This is a genomic window from Ruegeria sp. CK1 (assembly GCF_056536545.1).
In genome coordinates this window covers 99323-122801 of sequence record NZ_JBQFPX010000001.1, presented here as the reverse complement: position 1 = coordinate 122801, position 23479 = coordinate 99323, and the positions used below count along the sequence as shown (strand labels likewise).

Genomic DNA, 23479 nt, shown 5'->3' with positions numbered 1-23479 from the left:
TAGGAATTATTAGTAAAACAAACGGTCTTCTCGTTTGTCATCCTGCGGTCACCGTTCTCTTTCAAGGCAAAAAAGGAACCGAACAGGTGGGCCTGCACGGGGGTTCAACCTGCCTGTGCGGAAACTAGAAGGGACGGACTTGAATGGCTATTCCAAATTCTTTAGCGCGCGCCGCTAGAAACGCCGTTGGGACCTCGCCGTTACTGCGAGACGCGCCAAGACCAACGACCAAGGCAAAGGCGCAGCTGCGGCGCTATGAAGTCAGTACGCTGATGAAAAATGGTGATGTCGTCCAGACGCGTCACATCGCGCCCGCTTTGCCCTTTTTCGAAGACGCATTCTGCGCCTTTACTCGGGGCTCGCTTGTCGAAACTGAATCCGGGCCGACAGCAATCGAAGATCTGTTGCCCGGAGATACTGTTCTGACGCAAAACAACAAATCTGAAACCGTACTTTGGAAGGGCTCTGTCACCCTCATTCCCGGTCGCGAAGATTCACAAGGTCGAACCCGACCACTGACACGTATCATGGCGGACACGTTTGGTATGCAAAAACCAATGTCAGGTGTGATTGCCGGTCCCGCCGCGCGGTTGCTGGGCACTCCGGCACACCTGCGACATCTGCACGGCGGTGGTCAGGTGTTGACGCCGGTACATGAATTTCAGGATGGCACAAGCGTTATTGAAACACTGCCACCGACGCCGATTGAGCTGTTTCACATCTGTCTCAAACGGCACGCGGTTATCAAGGTCGATGGATTGCAGTTTGAAACCTACCACCCCGGCCTTAGCGCAGTTCGCAGAGTAAGCCATTCGCTGCGATCAATTTACCTGAACCTGTTCGCGCACGTCGAATCACTGAACGATTTCGGGCCACTGGTCTTTCCGCGTGCCGGGGATGGCGAGGTAGATGCGATTACCGCCTAAACGTTAACGAGTTCTGCAATGTGGGGGCATTATGCAGTTATTTCTGAGTTGGATTTTATGTTTGATGGTGACAGCCTTGCTGCCACCTATGAAACCGCATCCTGCGACAATCGGATTTAGGCCGTCCGGCTCATCCGTTCTTCCAAAACGTCAAAGGGAACACCGGGTTCGTCCTTCGCGCCGCGAATGACAAGCGAAGTTTTGACGCTGGCCACGTTCGGTGTGGTCAGCAGCTCGCCCGTAAGGAACTGCTGAAAACTACTAAGATCCGGTGCCACGCATTTCAGGATGAAATCCACTTCGCCGTTCAGCATGTGGCATTCCCGGACCAGTGGCCATTCCCGACAGCGTTCCTCGAAAGCGCTCAGTTCTATTTCGGCTTGGCTTTCAAGGCCGACCATTGCAAAGACCTGAACCTCAAATCCCAACTCGCGCGAATTTACATCGGCGTGATAACCGCGGATCAGACCCGATTCTTCCAACGTGCGGACACGGCGAAGGCAAGGCGGGGCTGAAATCCCGACACGTTTTGCCAACTCGACGTTGGTCATACGACCGTCTGCCTGCAATTCTGCCAGTATCTTGCGGTCAATCTCATCCAGCCGTATCGCGACCATCAAATACTCCTGATTTTTCGGTTGTTATATCAGCACCCTGAGGATGCGCAATAATCTTTCGTGAATGCGCAATATTGTTTGTTTTCAATATTATTTCTGGCGCCATTCATTGGACGCATAGCGGGTGCCAAACAGGAAGGGGCTTTAAGCGCGGCAAAGGGGTCGCTATATCCATCGGCCAAGGGCTGCACGCCCACATCAGGCAGATCGAGTTGGGGGTACCATGGCCGACACACGTCACACTAAGGTTCTGATCATTGGATCGGGACCGGCCGGTTATACTGCAGGCGTTTACGCGAGCCGCGCGATGCTGGAACCGATTCTGGTTCAGGGTATCGAGCCTGGCGGCCAGCTGACCACCACCACCGAAGTCGAAAACTGGCCAGGCGATACCGAGGTTCAAGGGCCCGATCTGATGGTACGCATGCAAGACCATGCCAAAGCGATGGGCTGCGAGGTCATCGGTGACATCATCAGCGACTTGGACCTCTCGAAGCGACCGTTCACTGCTAAAGGCGATAGCGGCACCACTTACACGGCCGATGCGGTCATTCTGGCGACTGGTGCCCGCGCCAAATGGCTGGGACTGCCCTCGGAAGAGAAGTTCAAGGGCTTTGGCGTTTCAGCTTGTGCCACTTGTGACGGCTTCTTTTATCGCGGGCAGGAAATCGTGGTAATCGGCGGCGGTAACACTGCTGTGGAAGAAGCGCTATTCCTGACAAACTTCGCCAGCAAAGTTACGCTGGTCCACCGTCGCGACGAACTGCGGGCTGAGAAGATCCTGCAAGACCGCCTATTGAAGCACGAAAAGATTGAACCACTTTGGTTCCACGAGTTGGAAGAAGTGGTTGGCTCCGATGCGCCTTTGGGCGTGGAAGCTGTGCGCGTCAAGAACGTGAAAACCGGCGAGATCAGTGAACTCCCTTGTAAGGGCGTTTTCGTAGCGATCGGCCACGCTCCGGCGAACGAGTTGGTAAAGGACACGCTGGAAACTCATATGGGCGGGTATGTCGTGACCAAGCCGGGCTCGACCGAGACATCGGTACCTGGTGTGTTCGCCGCAGGTGACCTGACAGACCATATTTATCGCCAGGCGGTCACCAGCGCTGGCATGGGATGCATGGCCGCACTAGATGCCGAGCGCTTTCTGGCCGAGAACGACTAACAGACATTCGGAATTCCCCGCACTATGCGGGGAATTCTAAACTCTCTTGCTCCGTACAACCTCTGCTTGACCCCTTCGAGCGCACGTATCAGACTCAGCGACAAGCTTAGCGAATACAGGTGGCTTGATTGAAAAGTGTGTTATGGCAAGGCGGGTGGACGACCCGGCTGAGGATCAGCAGTGGCCTGGTCCTGTTTGCTTATGCTTTTTTTCACTTTATCAATATTGGGCTAGGCCTGTTTCACACCGACTATTTGCACGGTATGCAAGATGGACGCCAAGCCGTCACGCGGCACGTTCTGGGCAGTGTGATCATCTACTTGGCGCTATTTACTCACGCCGGGTTGGCCCTTTTTTCCATTAGCCAGCGCCGCACGATGAGAATGCCGTTCAGCATGGCTTTGCAGGTGATACTGGGCCTGCTGATCCCTCTGCAACTGATCTCGCACATCGTGCATACGCGCTATGCCCATGAAATCTACGACGTCAACGACGAAATGGGATACATCATCGCACTGATGTGGCCCAGTTCTGCGATTTGGACTCAAAGCCTTTTGTTGCTGGTTGTCTGGGTTCACAGCTGTATCGGACTGCACATGTGGCTGAGGTTGACACGCTGGTGGTCAAAGACCGTGCCCTATCTGATCGGTGCAGCAGTTTTTGTGCCTTCGTTTGCTCTGGCCGGTCTGTTGACGGAAGGGCGGCGCTTATGGGCCGATTTCGCGGACCCGTTTCTGCGCGATCAATATATTGAACACTACAATTGGCCGTCGCCCGAAGCGTTTCAGACCATGTTCAGCGTCAAAAACAACGCTCTCGCGGCTTTTGGAGCGGCATTGGGTGTTTCTTTGACCGTCTTCGTCGTCCGAAAATTGTGGCGCCGCCGACATTCAGTAAGGGTAACCTATGTCGATGGGCCCGAAGTTGTGGCTGAAAAGGGCATGACCCTACTTGAGATATCGCAGGCCAATGGCATTCCACATACATCCTTATGCGGGGGCAAGGGGCGATGCACTACCTGCCGCGTGATTGTCGAGGACGGGGGTCACAACCTCCCTGCCCCCAGCGAAGTCGAAGCCCGAAGCCTTGCCGCCGTCAGTGCCCCAGAAGGCGCCAGACTGGCTTGTCAAATTCGCCCCACCGAACCGATAACCGCCTTTCGCATGTTCCGACCAGGCGGTGGACGCAACAGAGCGCATGCTAGTCAGGGGCAAGAACGTAAATTGGCAGTTCTTTTTCTGGATATGCGCGGGTTCACGTCGCGAACCACAGGCCAACTGCCCTATGATATCGTGTTCCTGCTGAACCGGTTCTTTGACGCGATTGTCCCAGCGATCACGGCGGATGGCGGCATTGTCGACAAATACATGGGCGACGGTCTTCTGGCCGTGTTCGAAACGCCTGATGCCGAAAGCTCTGCCCGGGCCGCCTTGAAGGCAGCCGCAGATGTCAGTCGTGCGTTGGACCGCTTTAACCAGCAACTTGAAACCGAAGGCAGTTCCAGAATTCGTATCGGCATGGGCCTTCACTTGGGTGACCTCGTACTTGGCGAAATCGGTGCCGCAGGCAATGCAGCTCGCACGATCATTGGTGACGCTGTGAATGTAGCCAGCCGTTTGGAAGCCGAGACCAAAGCACTAGGGGTCGAGCTTTTGGTCTCGGCAGAGTTGCTGCACGCAGCGCGATATGACGGCGACCTGAGCGATCTGAAGTCCTTTGATCTGCGCGGTGTGACACAACCGATCCCTGCCCTTCCAGTAGCCGATGCAGCAAACTTGCTGCCAGAAATGGCGGCAGAAGAACACGCACACTAAATTCGACAAAACGAAGCGCACCAACGGGATTCCAGTCGCGAAATGCCTCGCGAACCGGAAAATCCTTCCAATCCGGTCAAAAACCGCGCATATCGTTCTTTGTTTTGTGAATGTATATGGACTTCGCCAAAAAGTCGGGGCACATGCCCCGCAAGTACCCTTGAATCACCGGTAAAACCGCACTTCGACACGAGTATTCCTATGACGATGTTAAGCAATCTGGCTCCTATCCCAGAACTTTATGTATCTTATGAGTCGGCCCAAAAGCTGAAAGTAGAAGCCGCTGACCTGACCAGCTGGGACCTAAGCCCACGCCAGATCTGCGATCTTGAACTGCTGATGAATGGCGGTTTCAACCCGCTCAAAGGTTTTCTGAGCGAGGCTGATTACGACAACGTCGTTGAAAATATGCGACTTGCTGACGGCACACTGTGGCCGATGCCGATCACATTGGACGTCAACGAAGAGTTTGCTGAACAGATCGAACTGGGACAGGACATCGCCCTGCGTGACCAGGAAGGCGTCATCCTCGGCACCATGACCGTGACCGACCGCTGGACCCCGAACAAGGCGAACGAGGCCGAGAAGGTTTTTGGCGCTGACGACGATGCGCACCCCGCCGTGAACTACCTGCACAACGTTGCAGGCAAGGTTTATCTGGGCGGTCCGGTGACCGGCATCCAACAGCCCATCCACTATGATTTCCGCGGTCGTCGCGACACCCCGAACGAATTGCGCGCCTATTTCCGCAAGCTGGGCTGGCGCCGTATCGTTGCGTTCCAGACCCGCAACCCGCTGCACCGCGCACACCAGGAACTGACTTTCCGCGCCGCAAAGGAAGCGCAAGCCAACCTGTTGATTCACCCCGTTGTCGGTATGACCAAGCCGGGCGATGTGGACCACTTCACCCGTGTCCGCTGTTACGAGGCTGTTCTGGACAAATACCCTGCTTCGACCACGTCAATGTCGCTGCTTAACCTGGCGATGCGTATGGCTGGCCCGCGCGAGGCGGTTTGGCACGGCCTGATCCGCGCCAACCACGGATGCACCCACTTTATCGTCGGTCGTGACCACGCGGGCCCCGGTAAGAATAGTCAGGGCGAAGATTTCTATGGCCCCTACGACGCGCAAGATCTGTTCCGCCAGTTCCAGGATGAAATCGGCGTCGAGATGGTCGATTTCAAACACATGGTCTATGTGCAGGAACGCGCGCAGTACGAGCCGAATGACGAGATCAAGGACAAGGAAAACGTCACGATCCTGAACATCTCGGGCACCGAATTGCGCCGCCGTCTAGCCGAAGGTCTGGAAATCCCCGAGTGGTTCAGTTTCCCTGAGGTTGTGGCAGAACTGCGCAAGACCAAACCGCCGCGCAGCCAACAGGGCTTTACCGTGTTCTTCACCGGTTTCTCGGGTTCGGGCAAATCCACCATCGCCAACGCGCTTATGGTCAAGCTGATGGAGATGGGTGGCCGTCCGGTTACGCTGCTGGATGGTGACATTGTTCGTAAGAATCTGTCGTCGGAGCTGGGCTTCTCGAAAGAACACCGTGATCTGAACATCCGCCGTATCGGCTATGTGGCTTCGGAAATCACCAAGAACGGCGGCATCGCCATCTGCGCTCCGATCGCGCCTTACGCCACCACCCGCCGGGCGGTTCGCGAAGAGATCGAACAGTTCGGCGCCTTCTGCGAAGTTCATGTTGCGACCTCGATCGAGGAATGCGAACGCCGTGACCGCAAGGGCCTGTACAAACTTGCGCGCGAAGGCAAGATCAAAGAGTTCACCGGGATCTCGGACCCCTATGACGTTCCGCAGAACCCCGAGCTAAGCGTCGAGACCGAGAATGTCGACGTCGATAACTGCGCCCATCAGGTGCTGCTCAAGCTGGAAAGCATGGGTCTGATCGCGGCATCGTAACTGCTTTCGAAATTTGCAGACGGCCTCCGGTTTCCGGGGGCCGTTTTCGTTTTCCTTGATTGACATCGCGCGCGCGCCTTGGTGCAGTTGCAGGATCAGATCCAAGCGCAACACGCACATGACCTCAACTTTGCCCACTATCGCCAGTTTCTGGTTTGGATCAGACTTAAGTTGGGTAGAGGAGCTATGTATCCAGTCCTATTTGGATCAAGGTCATCAATTCATTCTCTATTCTACTCATCAGATCGAAGGTATTCCCGACGGTGTCGAGATACGATCAGCCAGCGACATTTTCTGGCCTGCTCCGTTTGAGCTGCACGGCGCGGACAGGCAGGGCGTCGCTGTATTCTCCGATATCTTCAGATTACACCTGATGCGGCAGACCGATTTCATCTGGGTGGACTTGGATGCCTACTGCGTCAAACCGTTCGACTTTCCAAACGTTTTTGTATTCGGTCAATCGCATACTGGAAACTTCCCCACTGGCGTTCTTCGCCTGCCTCCGGACAGCGAAACTTTGACACTGATGCTGGAGTTTGTAACGACGAAAAACCCAACCCAACCTTGGCGTGGGGCCCGGCTGCATCGCCACAACCGAAGGCGCATCCGAAATGGAGAGACTTGGGGCATAGAAGCGCTGCCTTGGGGCAGTTCCGGACCAAAGTCTTTTGAGCACTATCTACGTCAGACGAATGAATACAGTCACGCGATGCAAAGTGATGTTTTCTACCCGTTGTCGCCGAAGGAGCTGTGGAAACTGCACCACTCGAGAATTCAAATCGCTGAGATCGAAAGAGACGCCGTACATTCAGTTCATATTTATGGCCATCAAAAACGGGTGATGCTGAAACAGATGAACGGCTTACCGGGACGTGGATCTTATTTACAATATCTGTGCGACCGGCATGACATTGATCCCAGTTTGAACCCAATTTTACCCGAAGGTTGGTTGGCACCATAGGTTCGAGTAGAAGCGCAGTTCAGTGAATTTATTCCGGCAAATCGACTTGCCCACGCATCAACACATACCCGCGCCCGGTGACCTTGATGCCGGTCATAGCGTCAGCTGGACCTACGCGCGTCACGATAGCCTGACCAGGCCGACCCATGTCGTGGCCCTGCTCAGCGATAAAGCTGTCCTTTGACATCAAACCGTATTTCCAAAGATAGGCAGCCATCGCACCGGTCGCGGATCCAGTGAATGGGTCCTCAGCCGGGTTAGGAGGAGCCATCAGAAGGCGCGAAAATGTATCCCCAGCGTCCGTTGCGCCTTTGAGACTCACGAGGAAAGGTTCAGCCATATCCGAACCGGAATAACCAGCTTTTGCAGAAACGTTACGCAGAGCGTCCACATCCAGTTTTGCGGCACGCAGGGCGTCATGATCGCGCAGCACCGTAATGCAGAAAGGCAGTCCGGTAGATACAAACTGCGGCGGCGAGACGATAGCTTCCTCGGGCAGGCTGACGGCGGCAGCCACCAAATCGGTCGGGACAAGGTTACCGAATTGCGGCGCGACTTGCGTCATCTCAATCTCGGCACCGTTCAGTCGGATCGAAACGATCCCCGCACCCGTTTCCAATGTCAGTGCGTCGCCCTGAAACAGGCCGCGCGACTGCATTGCGGCAACGGTCGCAATGGTGGGGTGACCAGCGAACGGGATTTCCCGACTGGCAAGAAAATAACGCACCCTGATATCAGCCACTTCGGATGGCCCAGTAAACGTGCATTCAACCAGAGACGTTTCGCGCACATAAGCGGTGCAGACCTCTTCGGGCAAAACCGCCCCGCAGTGAACCACGGCGCAACCGTTGCCGCCAAAAGCGCTGTCGCTAAAGGCATCTACCCAGTCAAAGTCAAACCAGCTCATGTATTGCCCCTTATGGATATGCGAACCGTTACGGGTCCGCATATCTCACCCACGGGGCGGCAGATGTCACGGGGAAATCGTTTGGCTCAGTGCACAGCAACCGGTGAAAAGTCGTGCTCGCGCGCCAGAACGAATGCCAGCTTGCGATCGGCAACCAGTGCCAGTTGCTGACCTTCGGAATCGTGAACCGCATATAGCTGGTCAAGATCACCAGCCTGTTCGCGAACTTCCCGAGGCAGATCTGCAACGTCGACTGCTTTTACATAAACGATCCGGTCGCCTTCGGCGTTCAATTCAATCGGTGTATTCATAGCTCTTACCCCTTTCTTATATTGATTGTTTGCACCACGGTTTCTGGAACGGCACGGGTCAAGTCCACATGCAGCAAGCCGTTTTCCATGATCGCTTCGCCGACCTCGACGCCATCAGCCAGCACGAACATGCGCTGGAATTGACGGGCCGCAATACCGCGATGAAGGAATATACGCCCTTCGCTGTCGTCGCGTTGACGGCCTCGGATCACCAATTGGCGATCCTCGATGGTAATCGACAAATCCTCTTCCGCAAAGCCGGCGACGGCCAATGTAATGCGGTATGAAAAATCCGAGGTCTGCTCGATATTATAAGGCGGGTACCCTTCGTTGCCAGCCTTTGCAGACCGTTCCAAAAGGCGTTCCAACTGCTCGAACCCCAAAAGATGCGGGTATGAGCCAAGAGTAAGTTTTGACACGTATTGTCGTCCTTTTTGCCAAAGCGACGTGTTTTACGGCCCCGTAGCGGCAACCGCGTAAGATAGAATATGGGAATATACAGGGATGTCCACAAGGTCTGGCCGGATAAACCCTGAGACACTATCTTGTGTGGTAAGCACCACAACAACCACTGAGTCGCCCATGAACGCGCCCACCGATCTTTCGATGAAAACAGACGAAGTTTTGCGGGTCGAGCTGGAGGTTTTCCGCCGACAGCACCGTGATCTGGACGAAGCGATCGAGGCGCTGCAAGCCACCGGCACGGCCGACCAGCTGACGATCAAACGGCTCAAGAAGCAGAAACTGCGGTTGAAGGATATCATTCGGCTGATCGAAGATCGCCTGACGCCGGATATCATTGCATAGCGCCTAGGCAGACGGTTTCACAATCCGGTCTTCCTGTTCACCCGCTCTGATGAAAGCGGATGAACAGATGTGAGCACACAAACCACGTCAGGGTGAGATGTTCACGTTAGCGCTGAAGAAATTCGTCGGATCGTATTTCCGTTTGACCTCTTTCAACTGGCCCAGGCTATCACCAAAGACCGTTTCAACAGCGCTGTCCTCATCTGCCCCCAGGTAATTCAGGTAGGTTCCACCCGTTGAAAACGGTTCCAACGCTTCGTGCATCTCACGCGCCCACGCGATCTGATCTGCATCATCGGCAGGGTCGGTCCAAAGCGGTAAAATTGCGATCAAGTAGTCATGACCTCGTTGTGCAAATGCGTTGTCACCATTGGATTTGGATTTCGCTGCCCCAGCGCAATGCTCAATCAGAATACCAGAACCCGGTATGGTCATGCCTTCGGACTGAGCAACAATCGTGTCGATCGCATCATCCGTCAGCGCGCTGAGATAAGCTGACTTCCAATAGTTCCGACTGCCAGGGCCATAGGCTCCATCCAACATGGATTGCTTGGCTGGGAAAGGCATTTCCTGCACGTCTGCAACCAATGGTTCACCGATTTCGGTCAGCGGCTTGATGGCTTGGTGTCCAGCTTCTTTGTCGTCACCGATCCAACACGGCACCAACGCAATCAACGGCGTTCCGTCCGGCCCCCAAAGCAGCCCCGCATACGCCGTTAGCTCATCCGGTGCTCGTGACATGACATCTCGGTAACCACGAAGAACTTCGGCAGCCGCCGCGCGCGGATACGCAATCATGCCTCCTAGCACGGTGGAAAGTGGGTATGCCTTGTACAGAAAAGACGTCACCACTCCGAAATTTCCACTGCCACCACAGATACCCCAAAAAAGATCCGGGTTTGTGTTTGGGTTGGCTGTTCTAATTGAACCATCCGCAGTGACGACTTCGGCTTCGATAACGTTGTCGCAGGCCGGACCATATTTGCGCGCCAGCCAACCGAACCCGCCTCCGGTTGTCAGGCCGCCAATTCCAGTTTGCGAAACGACCCCCAAAGGTACGGCAAGGCCATGCAGGTGGGTTTCACGATCTACGTCACCCAATAGTGCCCCGCCCTGCGCGCGTACGGTCTGGGCGTCTGGGTCGACATGCACAGCGCGCATATTTGACAGATCAATTACAAGCCCGTCATCACAAACCGCTCGCCCACCGACATTGTGGCCGCCCCCTCGGATCGAAACCAAAATGTTATTTGCAAATGCGAATTTGGCGGCTGCAGCAACATCTGCCGTACCGTGGCACCGCAAAATGGCGCCGGGATATTTATCGATCAAGGCGTTCCAAATGCTGCGCGCACTGTCATATTCGGCGTCACCGGGCAAAATCAGCGTGCCGCGAAGTTGCGTTCTGAAGTCTTCAATACTGTCTTGCGGCACGGAATTACCGTCCCGATCTTTCAATACTGTGGCTGTCATGGGTACCTCCTCGGGGACTTATGGCCCTCTGCAATCATACACGAATTTGAATATATTTTCATCACACCGCCAAATGGCCGCTTAGTCTGCAAACTACATTGCCTCCGGACCCGATTTGGCTATAGTGCGCGCTCTTTCGAAAGGCAGGGACACAAGCGGATGAGCGACGTGAAAGTGGGGATCATCATGGGCAGCCAATCGGACTGGCCTACGATGAAAGAAGCCGCAAACATTCTGGACGAACTGGGCATTGCGTATGAAAAACGCATTGTCTCGGCGCACCGCACCCCCGACCGCTTGTGGGACTACGGCAAGACCGCCGCCTCTCGTGGACTGAATGTGATTATTGCTGGGGCTGGAGGGGCCGCACACCTGCCCGGTATGATGGCTTCAAAAACGCGGGTGCCGGTGATCGGCGTGCCTGTGCAGACGCGTGCGCTGTCGGGCGTCGACTCGCTGTATTCTATCGTACAGATGCCCAAGGGTTTCCCTGTGGCGACCATGGCTATTGGATCAGCCGGTGGCGCCAACGCGGGTCTGATGGCCGCCGGTATTTTAGCCTTGCAGGACGACGCTCTGGCCCAGCGGCTAGACGCATGGCGTGATGCTCTGTCAGCTTCGATCCCCGAGGAGCCTGTCGATGAGTGATGCACTGCAACCCGGCGCTAAAATCGGAATTCTGGGCGGTGGCCAGTTGGGTCGAATGCTATCTGTTGCTGCTGCCCGTCTGGGGTTCATAACCCATATCTACGAGCCCGGTGCCAACCCGCCTGCAGGGCAGGTAGCTGATCGTGTGACTACTGCGGCTTACGACGATACCGATGCGTTGAAAGCCTTCGCCGAGTCGGTCGATGTCATAACTTATGAGTTTGAGAATATCCCAACCGAAGCACTGGACATTCTTGAGGCTCATCGCCCGATCCGCCCGGGTCGCGAGGCGTTGCGCGTCAGTCAGGATCGTCTGACAGAAAAGAACTTTTTGCAGGGTCTGGGTCTGAACACGGCTCCTTTTGCCGACATCACCGATTTGGACAGCCTGAAAGACGCAATTCAACAGATAGGCACACCAGCCATCTTGAAAACACGTCGCTTTGGCTATGACGGCAAGGGGCAAGCGCGGCTGCGCACTCCCGAGGATGCCGAAACCGCGCTGGCCGACATGGCTGGTGCGCCCGCGATCCTGGAAGGGTTCGTCGAGTTCACCCATGAGGTCTCAATCATCGCAGCCCGTGGTGTAGATGGCCAGGTCGCCTGTTTCGATCCTGGCGAGAATGTTCATCGTGACGGCATCCTACACACAACCACTGTTCCGGCCCGCCTGCGTCCGGCACAGCGCACCGATGCGGTTCTCTTGGCGGCAAACATCTTAAACGCGCTGGACTATGTCGGGGTCATGGGGGTCGAGCTGTTCGTAACACCAAACGGTCTAATCGTGAACGAAATAGCACCAAGAGTGCACAACTCGGGCCATTGGACGCAGAATGGCTGCGCGGTTGATCAATTTGAACAGCATATCCGTGCCGTGGCGGGATGGCCTTTGGGCGATGGACAGCGCCATTCGGATGTAGTGATGGAGAACCTCATCGGTGCCGATATGGACCGCGTCCCTGAACTGGCGCAGGAACGCGACGTGGCCCTGCACCTATACGGCAAGGCCGAGGTCAAAGCTGGCCGGAAAATGGGGCACTTCAACCGGGTTTCCCGCTAAGTCAGCAGAAGAACCGCGCTGCGATTTCGCCGGCCATGTAGCTGACGCGCCCGCCAGCCAGCGTGGCGGCAACACGATGCGTTTCAGCGTCAAGAATAACCAGATCGGCACGTAGACCAGAGGCCAGCGTGCCGCGATCGTGCAGGCCAAGGACGCGGGCCGGGCCAGATGACACCAAGGCCCACGCCCCAGCCATGTCGACCAAACCAGACTTGGCCAACATCAGCGCGGCCCGTCGCGGGCTGGGATAGTGGTAATCCGAAGCCAGCGCATCACAATACCCCATCGCGATGAGATCCAGCGCGCTGGCATTGCCCTTATGCGATCCACCGCGCACCACGTTGGGTGACCCCAGAATAACGTGATCTCCGGCTGCGCGGGCGGCCTCAGCGGCTTCGAGTGTTTCTGGAAATTCAGCTATCTGGGCCCCCCGCGCGCGCCAATCAGCGCGTGTCTGGGCGGTGGCGTCGTCGTGGCTGCCCATTCGAACACCCTGCTCTGCCAACACTGCGCAAAGGTTATCCAATGCGGCCGGAACTTCGGCGCTGCGCGCGTGCATAGACTGAAGCATCTCAAAATGTACGTCCGGGTTCCGCCCAGCCTTCAAAGCCTGACCTGTTAAACGCGGTGGCTTACGCCCTTCTGCCAATCGGTCGTGCGGCAAGTGGTCGTTGAACACGATATAGGGCACCTGCCATTCGGCAATCCGCTGTGGCAGGTCCGCGTAGTCGTCCAGCATATGCGTTTCGAACCGCAATTGAGGCATCAGATCAGTGACAACACGATCTTTGACCGAGGCGATGGCGTCAAATACCTGCCCTGCAAATTCCGGCCCTCGGACGCCGCCCTCCCAGCTGTGGAACTGGGCAAGCACGGCAGTGGTGATACCATTCGCAGCAAGTTCGGCTTCGACCGAGAGGATGCCCTCCTCCATCTGCTTCATAGCGCCACGGCGTGGCGCGATGTGTCGTTCGAACCCATCGCCATGCAGATCAATGATACCAGGCAGAACGAGATAGCCAGACAAGTCCACCGATCGTCCAGTTTGATCCGGTTGAATGACGCCATCAGCCAGATGCAATTCGGCGGATGTCATCCCTTGATCCGGCAACAGCACCTCTGCACCGGTCAAGGTCAAATTCAATGCGGTCACTGTGATGGCTCCGACGCTGGTTCCGAGCAATCCTGCCCAATACAGATTTCGTCGATGATATCCATCACCCCATCCACCCAAGTGATTTTCGGATCGAATTGTCCAAATTCGATGAAATGCAAGGCCTGCGCCATCACCCGAGGATTGTTCATCATGAAAGTGTGGGTCACTGGCAGAACGATGTGGTCCGCCATACCCTCGACCTTTGTGGTCTCGACTGACACCTTGCCATCATCCCGGCCGTCAATCATTGACGAAAACAATGGGTTCAAAGAGTTCTCACCTGCGATCACACCCAATTGGAAATCTACGGGGGGCAATTTTCGCGGTATGCCCTCGGGACCGGTGCCCAGCGCAAGACCAGCCGGTCCGTGCAACATACCAAAAACCTCATAAGCACCAAGTTCATCCACGAGTTGACTGCCCTGGTTTGGGGGCCCGAGCATGACGACACGGCCCAGATTTTCCGGGTGATGATCCTGCAACCAATAGCGCAACAAAATACCGCCCATCGAATGCGCCACCACGTTCACCGTGTCATCGCCACATTCCGCAAAAGCATCCGGAAGCGTCTGATTGGCCAGTTCTGGGATCGGCAGGTCAGTCGACGGATATCCCGGTCGCACCACTGTGTACCCATGTGCTTGGAATAACTGTTCCATAACTGCAAAGGACGCCTCTGTCCGTGCCAGCCCATGCAATAGCACCACGCATTTTGCATGGACCACTGCGGGAACAACGAACAAAAAGAGGGCTAGCAGATATCTCATGATCGCCAGATAAGGCCTAACCGAGCGCGATAAAACCCCTAGCGCGACTTCAGGCGCAGGACAGCCAGTGCGATTCCGCCCAACACCAGAAACGTCCCGAGGATCAGGCGCATGTTGGCAGTCTCACCCAACAGCAAAACACCACCAAGGATAGCAATAATCGGCACGCTCAGTTGCACCACAGCCGCAGTTGTGGAGGCAAGTTGCAGCAGCACTCGATACCAGAGTGCATACCCCATGCCGGACGTTATGCCACCGGAAATCGCAGCTAGCATGTAGCCGATCCCCGTCATTTGCCAATCCGCTCCGGTCGCCAGAAGAACCAGCGTGGTTACCGGCAGCGCGACGACGAAATTGGCGGCAGTTCCGGCCAGCGCGTCAGGCTCAGATCGTCCCACCAATGAATAAATCCCCCAACCAATCCCGGCAGCGGCCATGAAAACCGCGCCGGTCAGGTCGACCTGCACTGCGCCCGAAGGCCATAGCACATAGCCCAACCCTGCCAGCGCAATCGCAGCACCGGCCAACTGACGAACGGTTGGCTTGTTGCCTGTCACCGAAGTCACTGCAAACATCGTAACCTGCACCACCCCAAACAGGATCAGAGCGCCCAATCCAGCATCCAACGTCAGATAAGCAACCGAAAAGCCGATCATGTAAAGCGCAAGCGCTCCTGCTCCGGCAACCCTGCGCCGGTTGCGCAGTGGCAAATGCCCGGCCCTTAACCAGACCAAACCGGTCAGCACCGCAGCCCCAGTCAGAACACGAACAACCGCAAAACCCGCAGGATCGCTGGCGCCGCTGTCGATGGCCAAACGATTCAGGATCGAATTCGCCGCAAATGCGCACATCGTCAACGAGCTGAGAAGAAACAAACGCATATCAACCGCATAGCGACATTGAGGACGTTTGCACACTCACTTTCCTGCTTGGCTGTCAGCATAACGAAACGGGGCCGCCCGAAGGCGACCCCGTTCCTAAGCTACTTGGCGGTCCCTCTCGGCAGCTTAGCCTTTCGGCCAAGCGCCTGTCGGGGTCGTCAGAATTCGCAGCGCGAATTCGACTTGCTTACATCATGCCGCCCATGCCGCCCATGTCGGGCATGCCGCCTGCAGGTGCCGCGCCTTCTTTGGCCGGACGATCTGCAACCATCGCTTCGGTGGTGACCAGCAGACCAGCAACCGATGCCGCATCTTCCAGAGCGGTACGGACAACTTTGGCCGGGTCGATGACACCGAACGAGAACATGTCGCCATATTCTTCGGTCTGCGCGTTGAAGCCAAATGCTGCGTCAGCGGATTCACGGACTTTGCCAGCAACAACTGCACCGTCAACACCCGCGTTCTCAGCGATCTGGCGCAGCGGCGCTTCGATGGCTTTGCGAACAATGTTGATACCGGCGTTCTGGTCAGCGTTTGCACCTTCCAGCGATTCCAGTGCTTTACCGGCCTGAACCAGAGCAACACCACCGCCCACAACAACGCCTTCCTGAACAGCAGCGCGTGTTGCGTTCAGAGCATCGTCCACACGGTCCTTACGCTCTTTCACTTCAACTTCGGTCATGCCGCCGACGCGGATAACAGCAACACCGCCTGCCAGTTTGGCAACGCGCTCTTGCAGCTTCTCACGGTCGTAGTCCGACGAGGTTTCTTCGATCTGGGTACGGATCTGAGCAACACGTGCTTCGATCTCGGCTTTCTCGCCAGCACCGTCGACGATGGTGGTTTCGTCTTTGGTGATTTCGATTTTCTTGGCGGTGCCCAGCATGTCCATGGTGACAGACTCGAGCTTCATGCCCAGATCTTCGGAGATGACCTGACCACCGGTCAGGATTGCGATGTCCTGCAGCATGGCTTTGCGGCGATCGCCGAAGCCAGGTGCTTTGACAGCAGCAATTTTCAGGCCGCCGCGCAGTTTGTTGACCACGAGGGTCGCCAGCGCTTCGCCTTCAACATCCTCGGCAATGATCAGCAGAGGCTTCTGCGACTGGATCACTTGTTCCAGCAGCGGAACCATCGGCTGCAGCGAGGACAGTTTCTTTTCGTGCAGCAGGATCATGCAGTCGTCGAGCTCTGCAATCATCTTGTCTGCGTTGGTGACGAAGTAAGGCGACAGGTAGCCACGGTCGAACTGCATACCTTCGACAACATCGGTCTCGGTTTCCAGACCTTTGTTTTCTTCGACGGTGATGACGCCTTCGTTGCCAACCTTCTGCATCGCGTCTGCGATCTGCTGGCCGATTTCAGCTTCGCCGTTGGCCGAGATGGTGCCAACCTGAGCAACTTCGGCCGAGTCTTTGACTTCGCGCGAAGCGGACTTGATGCCTTCAACAACCTTGGCAGTTGCTAGGTCGATGCCGCGCTTCAGGTCCATCGGGTTCAGGCCCGCTGCAACCTGTTTCAGACCTTCGCGAACGATCGCTTGAGCCAGAACAGTTGCGGTGGTGGTGCCGTCACCGGCTTCGTCGTTGGTGCGGCTGGCGACTTCTTTCACCATCTGCGCGCCCATGTTTTCGAACTTGTCTTCCAGTTCGATTTCCTTGGCAACCGATACACCGTCTTTGGTGATGCGCGGCGCGCCGAAGGATTTGTCCAGAACCACGTTGCGGCCTTTGGGGCCCAGGGTCACTTTAACAGCATCGGCCAGAACATTTACGCCAGCCAGCATGCGGTTACGGGCATCGGTGTCAAACTTGACGTCCTTTGCAGCCATGTCGTTTCTCCTCGAGAAAATATATTGAGATGAAGATCAGAGAAGCGCGCGGGCTTATTCGATGATCCCCATGATGTCGCTTTCTTTCATCATCAGCAGCTCTTCGCCGTTGACCTGAACCTCGGTGCCCGACCACTTGCCGAACAGGATCTTGTCACCAGATTTAACAGCCATTGCGATCAGTTCGCCGCTGTCCTTGCGAGCGCCTTCGCCTGTTGCAACGACTTCGCCTTCGCTGGGCTTTTCTTTTGCGCTATCAGGAATGATCAGGCCGCCTGCGGTCTTCTCTTCGCTTTCGGTACGGCGAACCAGCACGCGGTCATGAAGCGGTTTCAATGCCATCTTTGCAGCTCCTTGGGCTCAAAGTTTGTTTATCCTCCCCTCGCCGACTGGCGGGGCGTTAGCACTCGACCCTTGCGAGTGACAACGACGAATAGCTAGGGAGTCTGAAACCCCGAGTCAACAAGTTGTGATGGTTTTTTTAGCAACAAACTTCAGCTGGCCGTTTCCCAACTATAAGCCCAGTGTTTAAGGCCCTCCTGCCCGGCCTTTGTCAGGGCGTATACGCCCTTTTCAACCTTGTTGAACCAACCATAGTGATTTTCGCGCATCAAACGCGTGGCTGTCGGAACACCAGCGGCCTTCGCCACCTCCGATCCTTTGGTCGCACCATGCTCAGCCAAATGCGCCGCGCACCTCAAAGCGTCCTGACGGTACGCAGTGACGATTCCATGTCGCGTGGCGCCGCCCGCGTTCGGGTCACCCTCCAGTCGCTCAAACTCACGCAGCAAACGCGCGGCTTTGATTTTGTTCTTGCGGGGAGCATAGGGACCGGGATCGCACTGAACCTCAACCACGCCATCTGCACGCACGGTGATCAACCCCAGGCCCAGACGCCTGCACAAGGCGAGATTATCCTTCAGTGCCCGTCGTGCCGTTCGACCTTTGGGCTTGCACACTCCGATATAAACTTGATCCGTCACCCTAAGCCGCGTGACTGCCTGATGGAACAAAGCCAGCGAGAACCTCAGCTTTAGCTCAACGATCACCGGCTCGTCTCCGTCGCGAACGCCGACGACATCGGCCGCGCCAACTTCGCCTTTTACGGTGTAACCTTGACGCTCTAGCAGCGTTTTGATGGGGGGATAAAGATCTTGTTCTCGCTCCATGACCGCATGCTAGGCGATTTGCTGTGGAATGCCAGACACAGAAAAACCAAACGAAGCGGCAAGTCGCTTGAACCAAGTCTTTGACCACGGCAAGGTCAGATAAATCATCATTACCGAGCTCTGGATGGCCCCAATGCGTTTGTTGTCGCTTTTCATTACCTTGTTGCTGCCAATTGGCGCCTACGCGGCCTGCGAAGGGCGCGATCTGAGGCAGGAATTAACCGCCGATATACAGGCCGAAATCAAAGAGGCCTTGGCAGAAACCCCATTTCCCGAAGGCAATCACTGGATCGCCGCCAAGGGTGACACCGTTCTGCACCTAATCGGAACCCTTCACAGTAACGACATGCGCATGGATGCTGTGGTCGAACGCCTAACGCCGACACTCAGCCAAGCTGATGCATTTTTCTTCGAAGTCACCGAAGAAAAGTTAACTGACTTTGAAAAGAGATTGGCCAGCGACCCCAGCCCCATTCTGATCACCTCTGGGCCAACGTTAATAGACATGATGTCAGAAGAAGACTGGACTGCACTTTCCGCCGGGCTGGCCGAGCGCGGGATTCCTAGTTGGATGGCCGCCAAAATGCGCCCGTGGTTCCTTAGTATGACACTGGGTGTTCCACCTTGCATGATGCAAGACCCCACCGCCAAACATGGGATGGACGCCCGCTTGACCGATCTGGCCGAAGAACACGGCATTCCGCAATACTCGCTTGAAGAGATTGAAGATCTGATGGCCATGTTCGACAGCCACCCAATCGATAAACAAGTGCAGTCCCTTGTGCGAATGGCCGATGCTCTTGGTGGCAACGAAGATCAGCTTGCAACACTAACCAACGCCTATATCGAAGAACAGCATGGCGAAGTCATTCAACTGGCTCGCATACAAGGGCGCGACGCCTCAGGTCTTTCGCCAGAGGTTTTCGATGAGGAATGGAGCGGGTTCGAACAGCAGCTTCTTGTTGGCCGGAATAACAATTGGATGGAGCACATTCTGGGCATCCAAGACCAGACCGCGGTCATCGCGGTAGGTGCCGGACACTTGGGAGGAGAGCATGGGCTTTTGAACCAATTGCAACAGGCCGGGTACACTCTGACCCGCGCCCCCTTCTGACCACGCACACATAATATCAGACCAACCGTCGCAGCTTGACCACTGCCGGGTGACAACCCCGACAGAGCGCCCTATAAGGCGCGCAAATTTCCATTCCTCAGGACGCTGACATGACAACCCTTGTATTTGGTCACAAATCCCCCGACACCGACTCCACAGGCTCTCCGATCTTGTGGTCCTGGTACCTGAACGAAGTCAAAGGCGAACAGGCTGAGCCTGTACTGCTGGGCGAGCCTAACACAGAAGCCGCCTTCATGTTGCAGCGCTGGGACCTGCCCAAACCGCGCATCATTGACGACGTCGAAGCCGACGCACCGGTTGTCATCGTAGACACCAACAACCCGGCCGAGCTGCCTGCCAGCGTCAACAGCGCCGACATCCGCGCCATCATCGACCACCACAAGCTGGTTGGCGGTCTGGAAACCAAAGGCCCGATCGACATCACAGTGCGCCCGCTGGCCTGCACCGCGACGATCATGGTCGACCTGATGGGTGATGACGCGGCCAAAATGCCCGAAGCCATCAAAGGCGCGGCGCTGACCTGCATCCTGTCAGACACGCTGGAATTCCGCTCGCCCACCACCACCGCGCATGACCGCGCAGTGGCTGAGAAACTGGCCGCCGATTTGGGTTTGGACGTCTCAGCATACGCCGCCGACATGTTCGCGGCGAAATCGGACGTCTCGTCCTTCTCGGACGCAGAGTTGATCCGCATGGACAGCAAAGAATACGAAGTCGACGGCACCAAGTTCCGTGTTTCGGTTTTGGAAACCACCGCGCCGGGCGTGGTGCTGGACCGCAAGGCCAGCTTGGCGGGTTCCATGGTCGACGTCGCCAAGGAAGACGGTGTTGATCAGGTTCTGCTGTTCGTGGTCGACATCCTGAACGAAGAAGCCACCCTGCTGGTGCCCAACGATCTGGTCAAAGGCGTAGCAGAGAAAAGCTTTGGCGCATTGGTTGACGGCGACGCCGTGGTCCTGCCAGGCATCATGAGCCGCAAAAAGCAGATCATTCCGAACCTCAAAGTCTGACTTTCGGAACACCCCAATGAAAAGGCGTCCATAATGGGCGCCTTTTTTCATTGTTGGTGGGGATTTGCGGGAACCGTTTCCGTTGCTACTCTGGCTTGAACAAGAGGTGCCGGATCAAATCCAACGTATGAGTACGCGCAAGTTAAGCACTACACGCAGCATCCTGCGGTTCGAAGGCAACGACAAAGCAGCCTATTGGCGTCGCTTTGCCATGTTGCTGACTTTGTCCGTGGTGATTGCCACTATGGGAATGTTGCGCAACTCCGGAGCAGTGGTTATCGCCGCAATGCTGGTGGCCCCGCTGATGACGCCCATTTTGGGTGTAGCGGCCTCGATGGTCATGGGTTGGTTGGGTCGTGCGTTCAAACTCGCCTTGATTGTCTGCGGATCGGCAGTTTTATGCGTTCTGCTCGCTTGGTGCCTTGTATACGTGGCTGACGTTCCGCGCGGCATTCTAATCCCCGATCAGATCTTAGCCAGAACCGATCCCGGAACCGAGGACCTGATCGTGGCCTTAGCTGCGGGTGTGGCTGGGGCATATGTGCAGATCAACCGCTCCGAAGCCAGCCTGTTGCCCGGTGCGGCCATCGGCGTGTCGCTGGTTCCTCCTTTGTCAGCCTCAGGGGTCCTGCTTTATTTTGGTGAACCGGCCGAAGCCTATGAGGCGGGGCTGCTGTTCGCCACAAACCTGGGCGCAATTATCTTATCTGCCTGTGCTGTCTACATTGTGTACGCGGCTCGCTCGGTGGTGTTCAGCAAAGGACGCCGGAAATTGAATTTCACAGCCAGTGTGGTCGTGACGTTGGCTTTTCTGGCCCTTGTTGTTCTTCAATTGGGCAAGTCCACCTATAACCGATATCTGGAAACAAGAACCGAAGCACAGCTTGCCCAAACTATACGTGAGTGGGCAGATCCCGTCTCGGTCGAGATCATCCGCGTCGACGTCAATGCCAAACGGAAACACGCCGATATTTGGCTGATTGTCGATCTTCCGATTGAAGCAGCTTATAAAGTGTCGTCAATCGCGGGTCTGTTGCCGGATAGCTTAAGTGAAACACCCTTGGTCGACGTTCTGCAAGACGAGTTGGGACCGGGTTACTTGGTCGTCGTTCGTTTCCAGAACCGGATCGGCGCACAAGTTATTCTGGGCACCGAGGCTGTCCAACAAGCGCCGGACGTGGACAAGATCACTGAAGAGGACTGACAAGCGGCGAATTGCAACGGCTATCCGAATTGCGGGATGGTCAAAATGCTCCAGCTTTGCGATAGCTGGCGCACCTTCAGATTATTTATGCCCGAGGCATTCAATGACCCAGATCATCCACGCCCTTTCCGAAGTCTCTGACCGATACAAGGCTCTGTTTGTTGACCTTTGGGGTTGCGTCCACAACGGCATCACCGCCTTCCCCGAAGCCGTCGCTGCCCTGCAGGAATACCGCGCAAAAGGCGGGATTGTGGTGCTGGTTACGAACTCTCCTAAACCCCGCGCAGGCGTGGCCGTGCAGTTGGAGCAATTCAACGTGCCCGCTGATGCCTATGACACCATCGCCACAAGCGGAGATTCAGCACGGTCTGCAATGTTCCGGGGTGCTGTCGGGCACAAAGTGTATTTCATGGGCGAATGGCAACGCGACGCGGGTTTCTTTGAACCTCTAAAAATACTGCACCACCCCATCCATATTGAACGTGTACCCTTGGACGAAGCCGAAGGCATCGTCTGCTGCGGCCCGTTTGATCCGATGGCGGACCCGTCGGTTAACCGCCCGGAGTTCCTCTATGCCAAACAGAAGGGCATGAAGCTGCTCTGCGCGAATCCAGATATCGTTGTTGACCGTGGCGAGGTTCGGGAATGGTGCGCGGGGGCACTGGCGAAGCTTTATACCGAGATGGGAGGTGAGAGCCTTTATTTCGGGAAACCACATCCGCCAATCTACGATCTTGCGCGCCGTAGGCTGCAAGAGTTGGGCCAAGACATACCAGATGGCGACATTCTGGTGATCGGCGACGGCCCGCATACCGACATTTTGGGTGGCATGGGAGAGGGGATTGATTCTCTGTTTATATCGGGCGGATTAGCCGCAGCCGAGACAAAAACTGAGCACCACCCACACCACGAATCTCTAACCGATTATATTGCAAGGGAAAATATAAACCCAACCTTTACGATCGGCCGTTTAAGGTAAGCAGAAAAGACTTGATTTTCTGCGACTGCGAAGTAATAAAGTTGCCGAACACGGGCAACATTGATTGTTTTGTTGCCCACAGAAATCTGTGAGGGCGACATGTTGGACAATCTTCCGCGCGGCACGATCTGTATTGAGGACATTGAAATGGGCATGACCCGTCATCTGCGCAAAGTGGTGACGGACGAAGACATCGAAATGTTCGCGCAGGTTTCGACTGACCGGAATCCAGTCCACCTGGATGATGACTATGCTCGTGACACGATCTTTGAAGGCCGTATTGCGCATGGGATGCTGACCGCGGGTCTGATCTCGGCCGTGATTGGCGAACAGCTGCCAGGTCACGGTACCGTTTACATGGGCCAGTCCTTGAAGTTCCTGGCCCCTGTACGCCCCGGCGACATGGTCTATGCCGAGGTCAAAGTGATCGACATCGACTTTGCCAAGCGCCGCGTCAAACTGGATTGCCACTGCGCCGTGGATGGTAAGAAGGTACTGGTCGGCGAGGCGATGGTTCTGGCCCCGTCGCGCAAGTTCGACTGATTTCAAGCATTAGGACAAAGGGCGTTGCGCTGACGCCCTTTACTTTAATGGCAGGGGTGCGAGGTTCTGCGCGCACCCCACCCAACGCTTCCCCCGTCGAAACCGCTGACGACGACCGGGTCCTAATCAATTTTCTTAACCCACTGCGAACCCAAGGCGCAAAAGACCCTATTGGCTCACCTTTCCGCGAGCAAA

24 protein-coding genes are annotated in these 23479 nt (G+C 56.0%); 13 read left to right on the top strand and 11 right to left on the bottom strand.

Going from position 1 to position 23479, the window contains the following annotated elements; all coding sequences use genetic code 11:
* Positions 1-143 precede the first annotated feature (143 nt).
* A complete protein-coding gene (locus tag ACR0L3_RS00590; protein ID WP_480742831.1) occupies positions 144-926 on the top strand; it encodes a Hint domain-containing protein in 783 nt (260 codons plus the stop codon).
* Positions 927-1042: 116 nt separating this feature from the next.
* Here ACR0L3_RS00590 and ACR0L3_RS00585 read toward each other — a convergent pair whose 3' ends face one another.
* Positions 1043-1543 carry an Lrp/AsnC family transcriptional regulator gene (locus ACR0L3_RS00585; RefSeq protein WP_480742829.1) on the bottom strand — a complete coding sequence of 167 codons (501 nt, stop codon included), beginning with the start codon at positions 1541-1543 and terminating at the stop codon, positions 1043-1045.
* Positions 1544-1766: 223 nt separating this feature from the next.
* Between ACR0L3_RS00585 and trxB the strand changes: the two genes are divergently transcribed.
* The 4 genes from trxB (at position 1767) to ACR0L3_RS00565 (ending at position 7403) form a co-directional block, all read left to right on the top strand.
* Positions 1767-2708 carry a thioredoxin-disulfide reductase gene (trxB, locus tag ACR0L3_RS00580; RefSeq protein WP_480742828.1) on the top strand — a complete coding sequence of 314 codons (942 nt, stop codon included), beginning with the start codon at positions 1767-1769 and terminating at the stop codon, positions 2706-2708.
* A gap of 128 nt (positions 2709-2836) precedes the next feature.
* A complete protein-coding gene (locus ACR0L3_RS00575) occupies positions 2837-4522 on the top strand; it encodes an adenylate/guanylate cyclase domain-containing protein (RefSeq protein ID WP_480742826.1) in 1686 nt (561 codons plus the stop codon).
* Positions 4523-4723: 201 nt separating this feature from the next.
* Positions 4724-6442: a bifunctional sulfate adenylyltransferase/adenylylsulfate kinase gene (locus ACR0L3_RS00570; protein ID WP_480742825.1), complete on the top strand. Its 1719-nt coding sequence runs from the start codon at positions 4724-4726 to the stop codon at positions 6440-6442.
* Between the two features lie 118 nt (positions 6443-6560).
* Complete coding sequence (locus ACR0L3_RS00565; protein WP_480742823.1) at positions 6561-7403, top strand: glycosyltransferase family 32 protein; 843 nt, start codon at positions 6561-6563, stop codon at positions 7401-7403.
* A 28-nt stretch (positions 7404-7431) separates the two neighbouring features.
* On the opposite strand, the gene ACR0L3_RS00560 is transcribed toward ACR0L3_RS00565, so the two are convergent.
* The 3 genes from ACR0L3_RS00560 to ACR0L3_RS00550 all read right to left on the bottom strand — a co-directional run bounded on the left by ACR0L3_RS00560 (position 7432) and on the right by ACR0L3_RS00550 (position 9040).
* Positions 7432-8310: a PhzF family phenazine biosynthesis protein gene (locus ACR0L3_RS00560; protein WP_480742822.1), complete on the bottom strand. Its 879-nt coding sequence runs from the start codon at positions 8308-8310 to the stop codon at positions 7432-7434.
* Between the two features lie 86 nt (positions 8311-8396).
* Positions 8397-8621, bottom strand: a complete 225-nt coding sequence (locus ACR0L3_RS00555) for a DUF1150 family protein (RefSeq protein ID WP_480742821.1) — start codon at positions 8619-8621, stop codon at positions 8397-8399.
* Positions 8622-8626: 5 nt separating this feature from the next.
* Positions 8627-9040, bottom strand: a complete 414-nt coding sequence (locus tag ACR0L3_RS00550) for an Hsp20 family protein (protein WP_058275530.1) — start codon at positions 9038-9040, stop codon at positions 8627-8629.
* A gap of 163 nt (positions 9041-9203) precedes the next feature.
* Between ACR0L3_RS00550 and ACR0L3_RS00545 the strand changes: the two genes are divergently transcribed.
* Entirely contained in the window at positions 9204-9428 is a 225-nt protein-coding gene (locus ACR0L3_RS00545) for a YdcH family protein (RefSeq protein WP_170325931.1), read from the top strand.
* An 87-nt stretch (positions 9429-9515) separates the two neighbouring features.
* Here ACR0L3_RS00545 and ACR0L3_RS00540 read toward each other — a convergent pair whose 3' ends face one another.
* Positions 9516-10901 carry an FAD-binding oxidoreductase gene (locus tag ACR0L3_RS00540; protein ID WP_480742819.1) on the bottom strand — a complete coding sequence of 462 codons (1386 nt, stop codon included), beginning with the start codon at positions 10899-10901 and terminating at the stop codon, positions 9516-9518.
* A gap of 159 nt (positions 10902-11060) precedes the next feature.
* Between ACR0L3_RS00540 and purE the strand changes: the two genes are divergently transcribed.
* Both purE and ACR0L3_RS00530 read left to right on the top strand, forming a co-directional pair.
* Complete coding sequence (gene purE, locus ACR0L3_RS00535; protein ID WP_480742817.1) at positions 11061-11549, top strand: 5-(carboxyamino)imidazole ribonucleotide mutase; 489 nt, start codon at positions 11061-11063, stop codon at positions 11547-11549.
* Positions 11542-12609, top strand: a complete 1068-nt coding sequence (locus ACR0L3_RS00530) for a 5-(carboxyamino)imidazole ribonucleotide synthase (RefSeq protein WP_480742815.1) — start codon at positions 11542-11544, stop codon at positions 12607-12609. Before purE ends, ACR0L3_RS00530 begins: the two co-directional genes overlap by 8 nt.
* Position 12610: 1 nt before the next feature.
* On the opposite strand, the gene ACR0L3_RS00525 is transcribed toward ACR0L3_RS00530, so the two are convergent.
* From ACR0L3_RS00525 to ACR0L3_RS00500, 6 genes are all read right to left on the bottom strand, one after another.
* Positions 12611-13762 (bottom strand): alpha-D-ribose 1-methylphosphonate 5-triphosphate diphosphatase, encoded by a 1152-nt coding sequence (locus tag ACR0L3_RS00525; protein WP_480742813.1) that lies wholly within the window; start codon positions 13760-13762, stop codon positions 12611-12613.
* Positions 13759-14532, bottom strand: coding sequence for an alpha/beta fold hydrolase (locus tag ACR0L3_RS00520; RefSeq protein ID WP_480742812.1), 774 nt, complete (start codon positions 14530-14532; stop codon positions 13759-13761). Before ACR0L3_RS00520 ends, ACR0L3_RS00525 begins: the two co-directional genes overlap by 4 nt.
* A gap of 38 nt (positions 14533-14570) precedes the next feature.
* The gene (locus ACR0L3_RS00515; RefSeq protein WP_480742810.1) at positions 14571-15413 is read right to left on the bottom strand and encodes a DMT family transporter; all 843 of its coding nucleotides are present in this window, start codon (positions 15411-15413) and stop codon (positions 14571-14573) included.
* A 187-nt stretch (positions 15414-15600) separates the two neighbouring features.
* A complete protein-coding gene (gene groL, locus ACR0L3_RS00510) occupies positions 15601-17244 on the bottom strand; it encodes a chaperonin GroEL (protein ID WP_480742809.1) in 1644 nt (547 codons plus the stop codon).
* Between the two features lie 54 nt (positions 17245-17298).
* Positions 17299-17586, bottom strand: a complete 288-nt coding sequence (groES, locus tag ACR0L3_RS00505; RefSeq protein ID WP_170347836.1) for a co-chaperone GroES — start codon at positions 17584-17586, stop codon at positions 17299-17301.
* A 152-nt stretch (positions 17587-17738) separates the two neighbouring features.
* On the bottom strand, positions 17739-18413 hold the full coding sequence (locus tag ACR0L3_RS00500) for a DUF2161 domain-containing phosphodiesterase (RefSeq protein WP_480742807.1): 675 nt from the start codon (positions 18411-18413) through the stop codon (positions 17739-17741).
* 133 nt (positions 18414-18546) lie between these two features.
* On the opposite strand from ACR0L3_RS00500, the gene ACR0L3_RS00495 reads away from it, so the two are divergent.
* The 5 genes from ACR0L3_RS00495 to ACR0L3_RS00475 all read left to right on the top strand — a co-directional run bounded on the left by ACR0L3_RS00495 (position 18547) and on the right by ACR0L3_RS00475 (position 23284).
* Entirely contained in the window at positions 18547-19527 is a 981-nt protein-coding gene (locus ACR0L3_RS00495; protein WP_480742805.1) for a TraB/GumN family protein, read from the top strand.
* 110 nt (positions 19528-19637) lie between these two features.
* Positions 19638-20558 (top strand): manganese-dependent inorganic pyrophosphatase, encoded by a 921-nt coding sequence (locus ACR0L3_RS00490; RefSeq protein ID WP_480742804.1) that lies wholly within the window; start codon positions 19638-19640, stop codon positions 20556-20558.
* Positions 20559-20685: 127 nt separating this feature from the next.
* Positions 20686-21762 (top strand): DUF389 domain-containing protein, encoded by a 1077-nt coding sequence (locus tag ACR0L3_RS00485; RefSeq protein WP_480742802.1) that lies wholly within the window; start codon positions 20686-20688, stop codon positions 21760-21762.
* A gap of 103 nt (positions 21763-21865) precedes the next feature.
* Complete coding sequence (locus ACR0L3_RS00480) at positions 21866-22741, top strand: TIGR01459 family HAD-type hydrolase (protein ID WP_480742800.1); 876 nt, start codon at positions 21866-21868, stop codon at positions 22739-22741.
* A 99-nt stretch (positions 22742-22840) separates the two neighbouring features.
* Positions 22841-23284, top strand: coding sequence for a MaoC family dehydratase (locus tag ACR0L3_RS00475; protein ID WP_058275996.1), 444 nt, complete (start codon positions 22841-22843; stop codon positions 23282-23284).
* Positions 23285-23479: the final 195 nt, after the last annotated feature.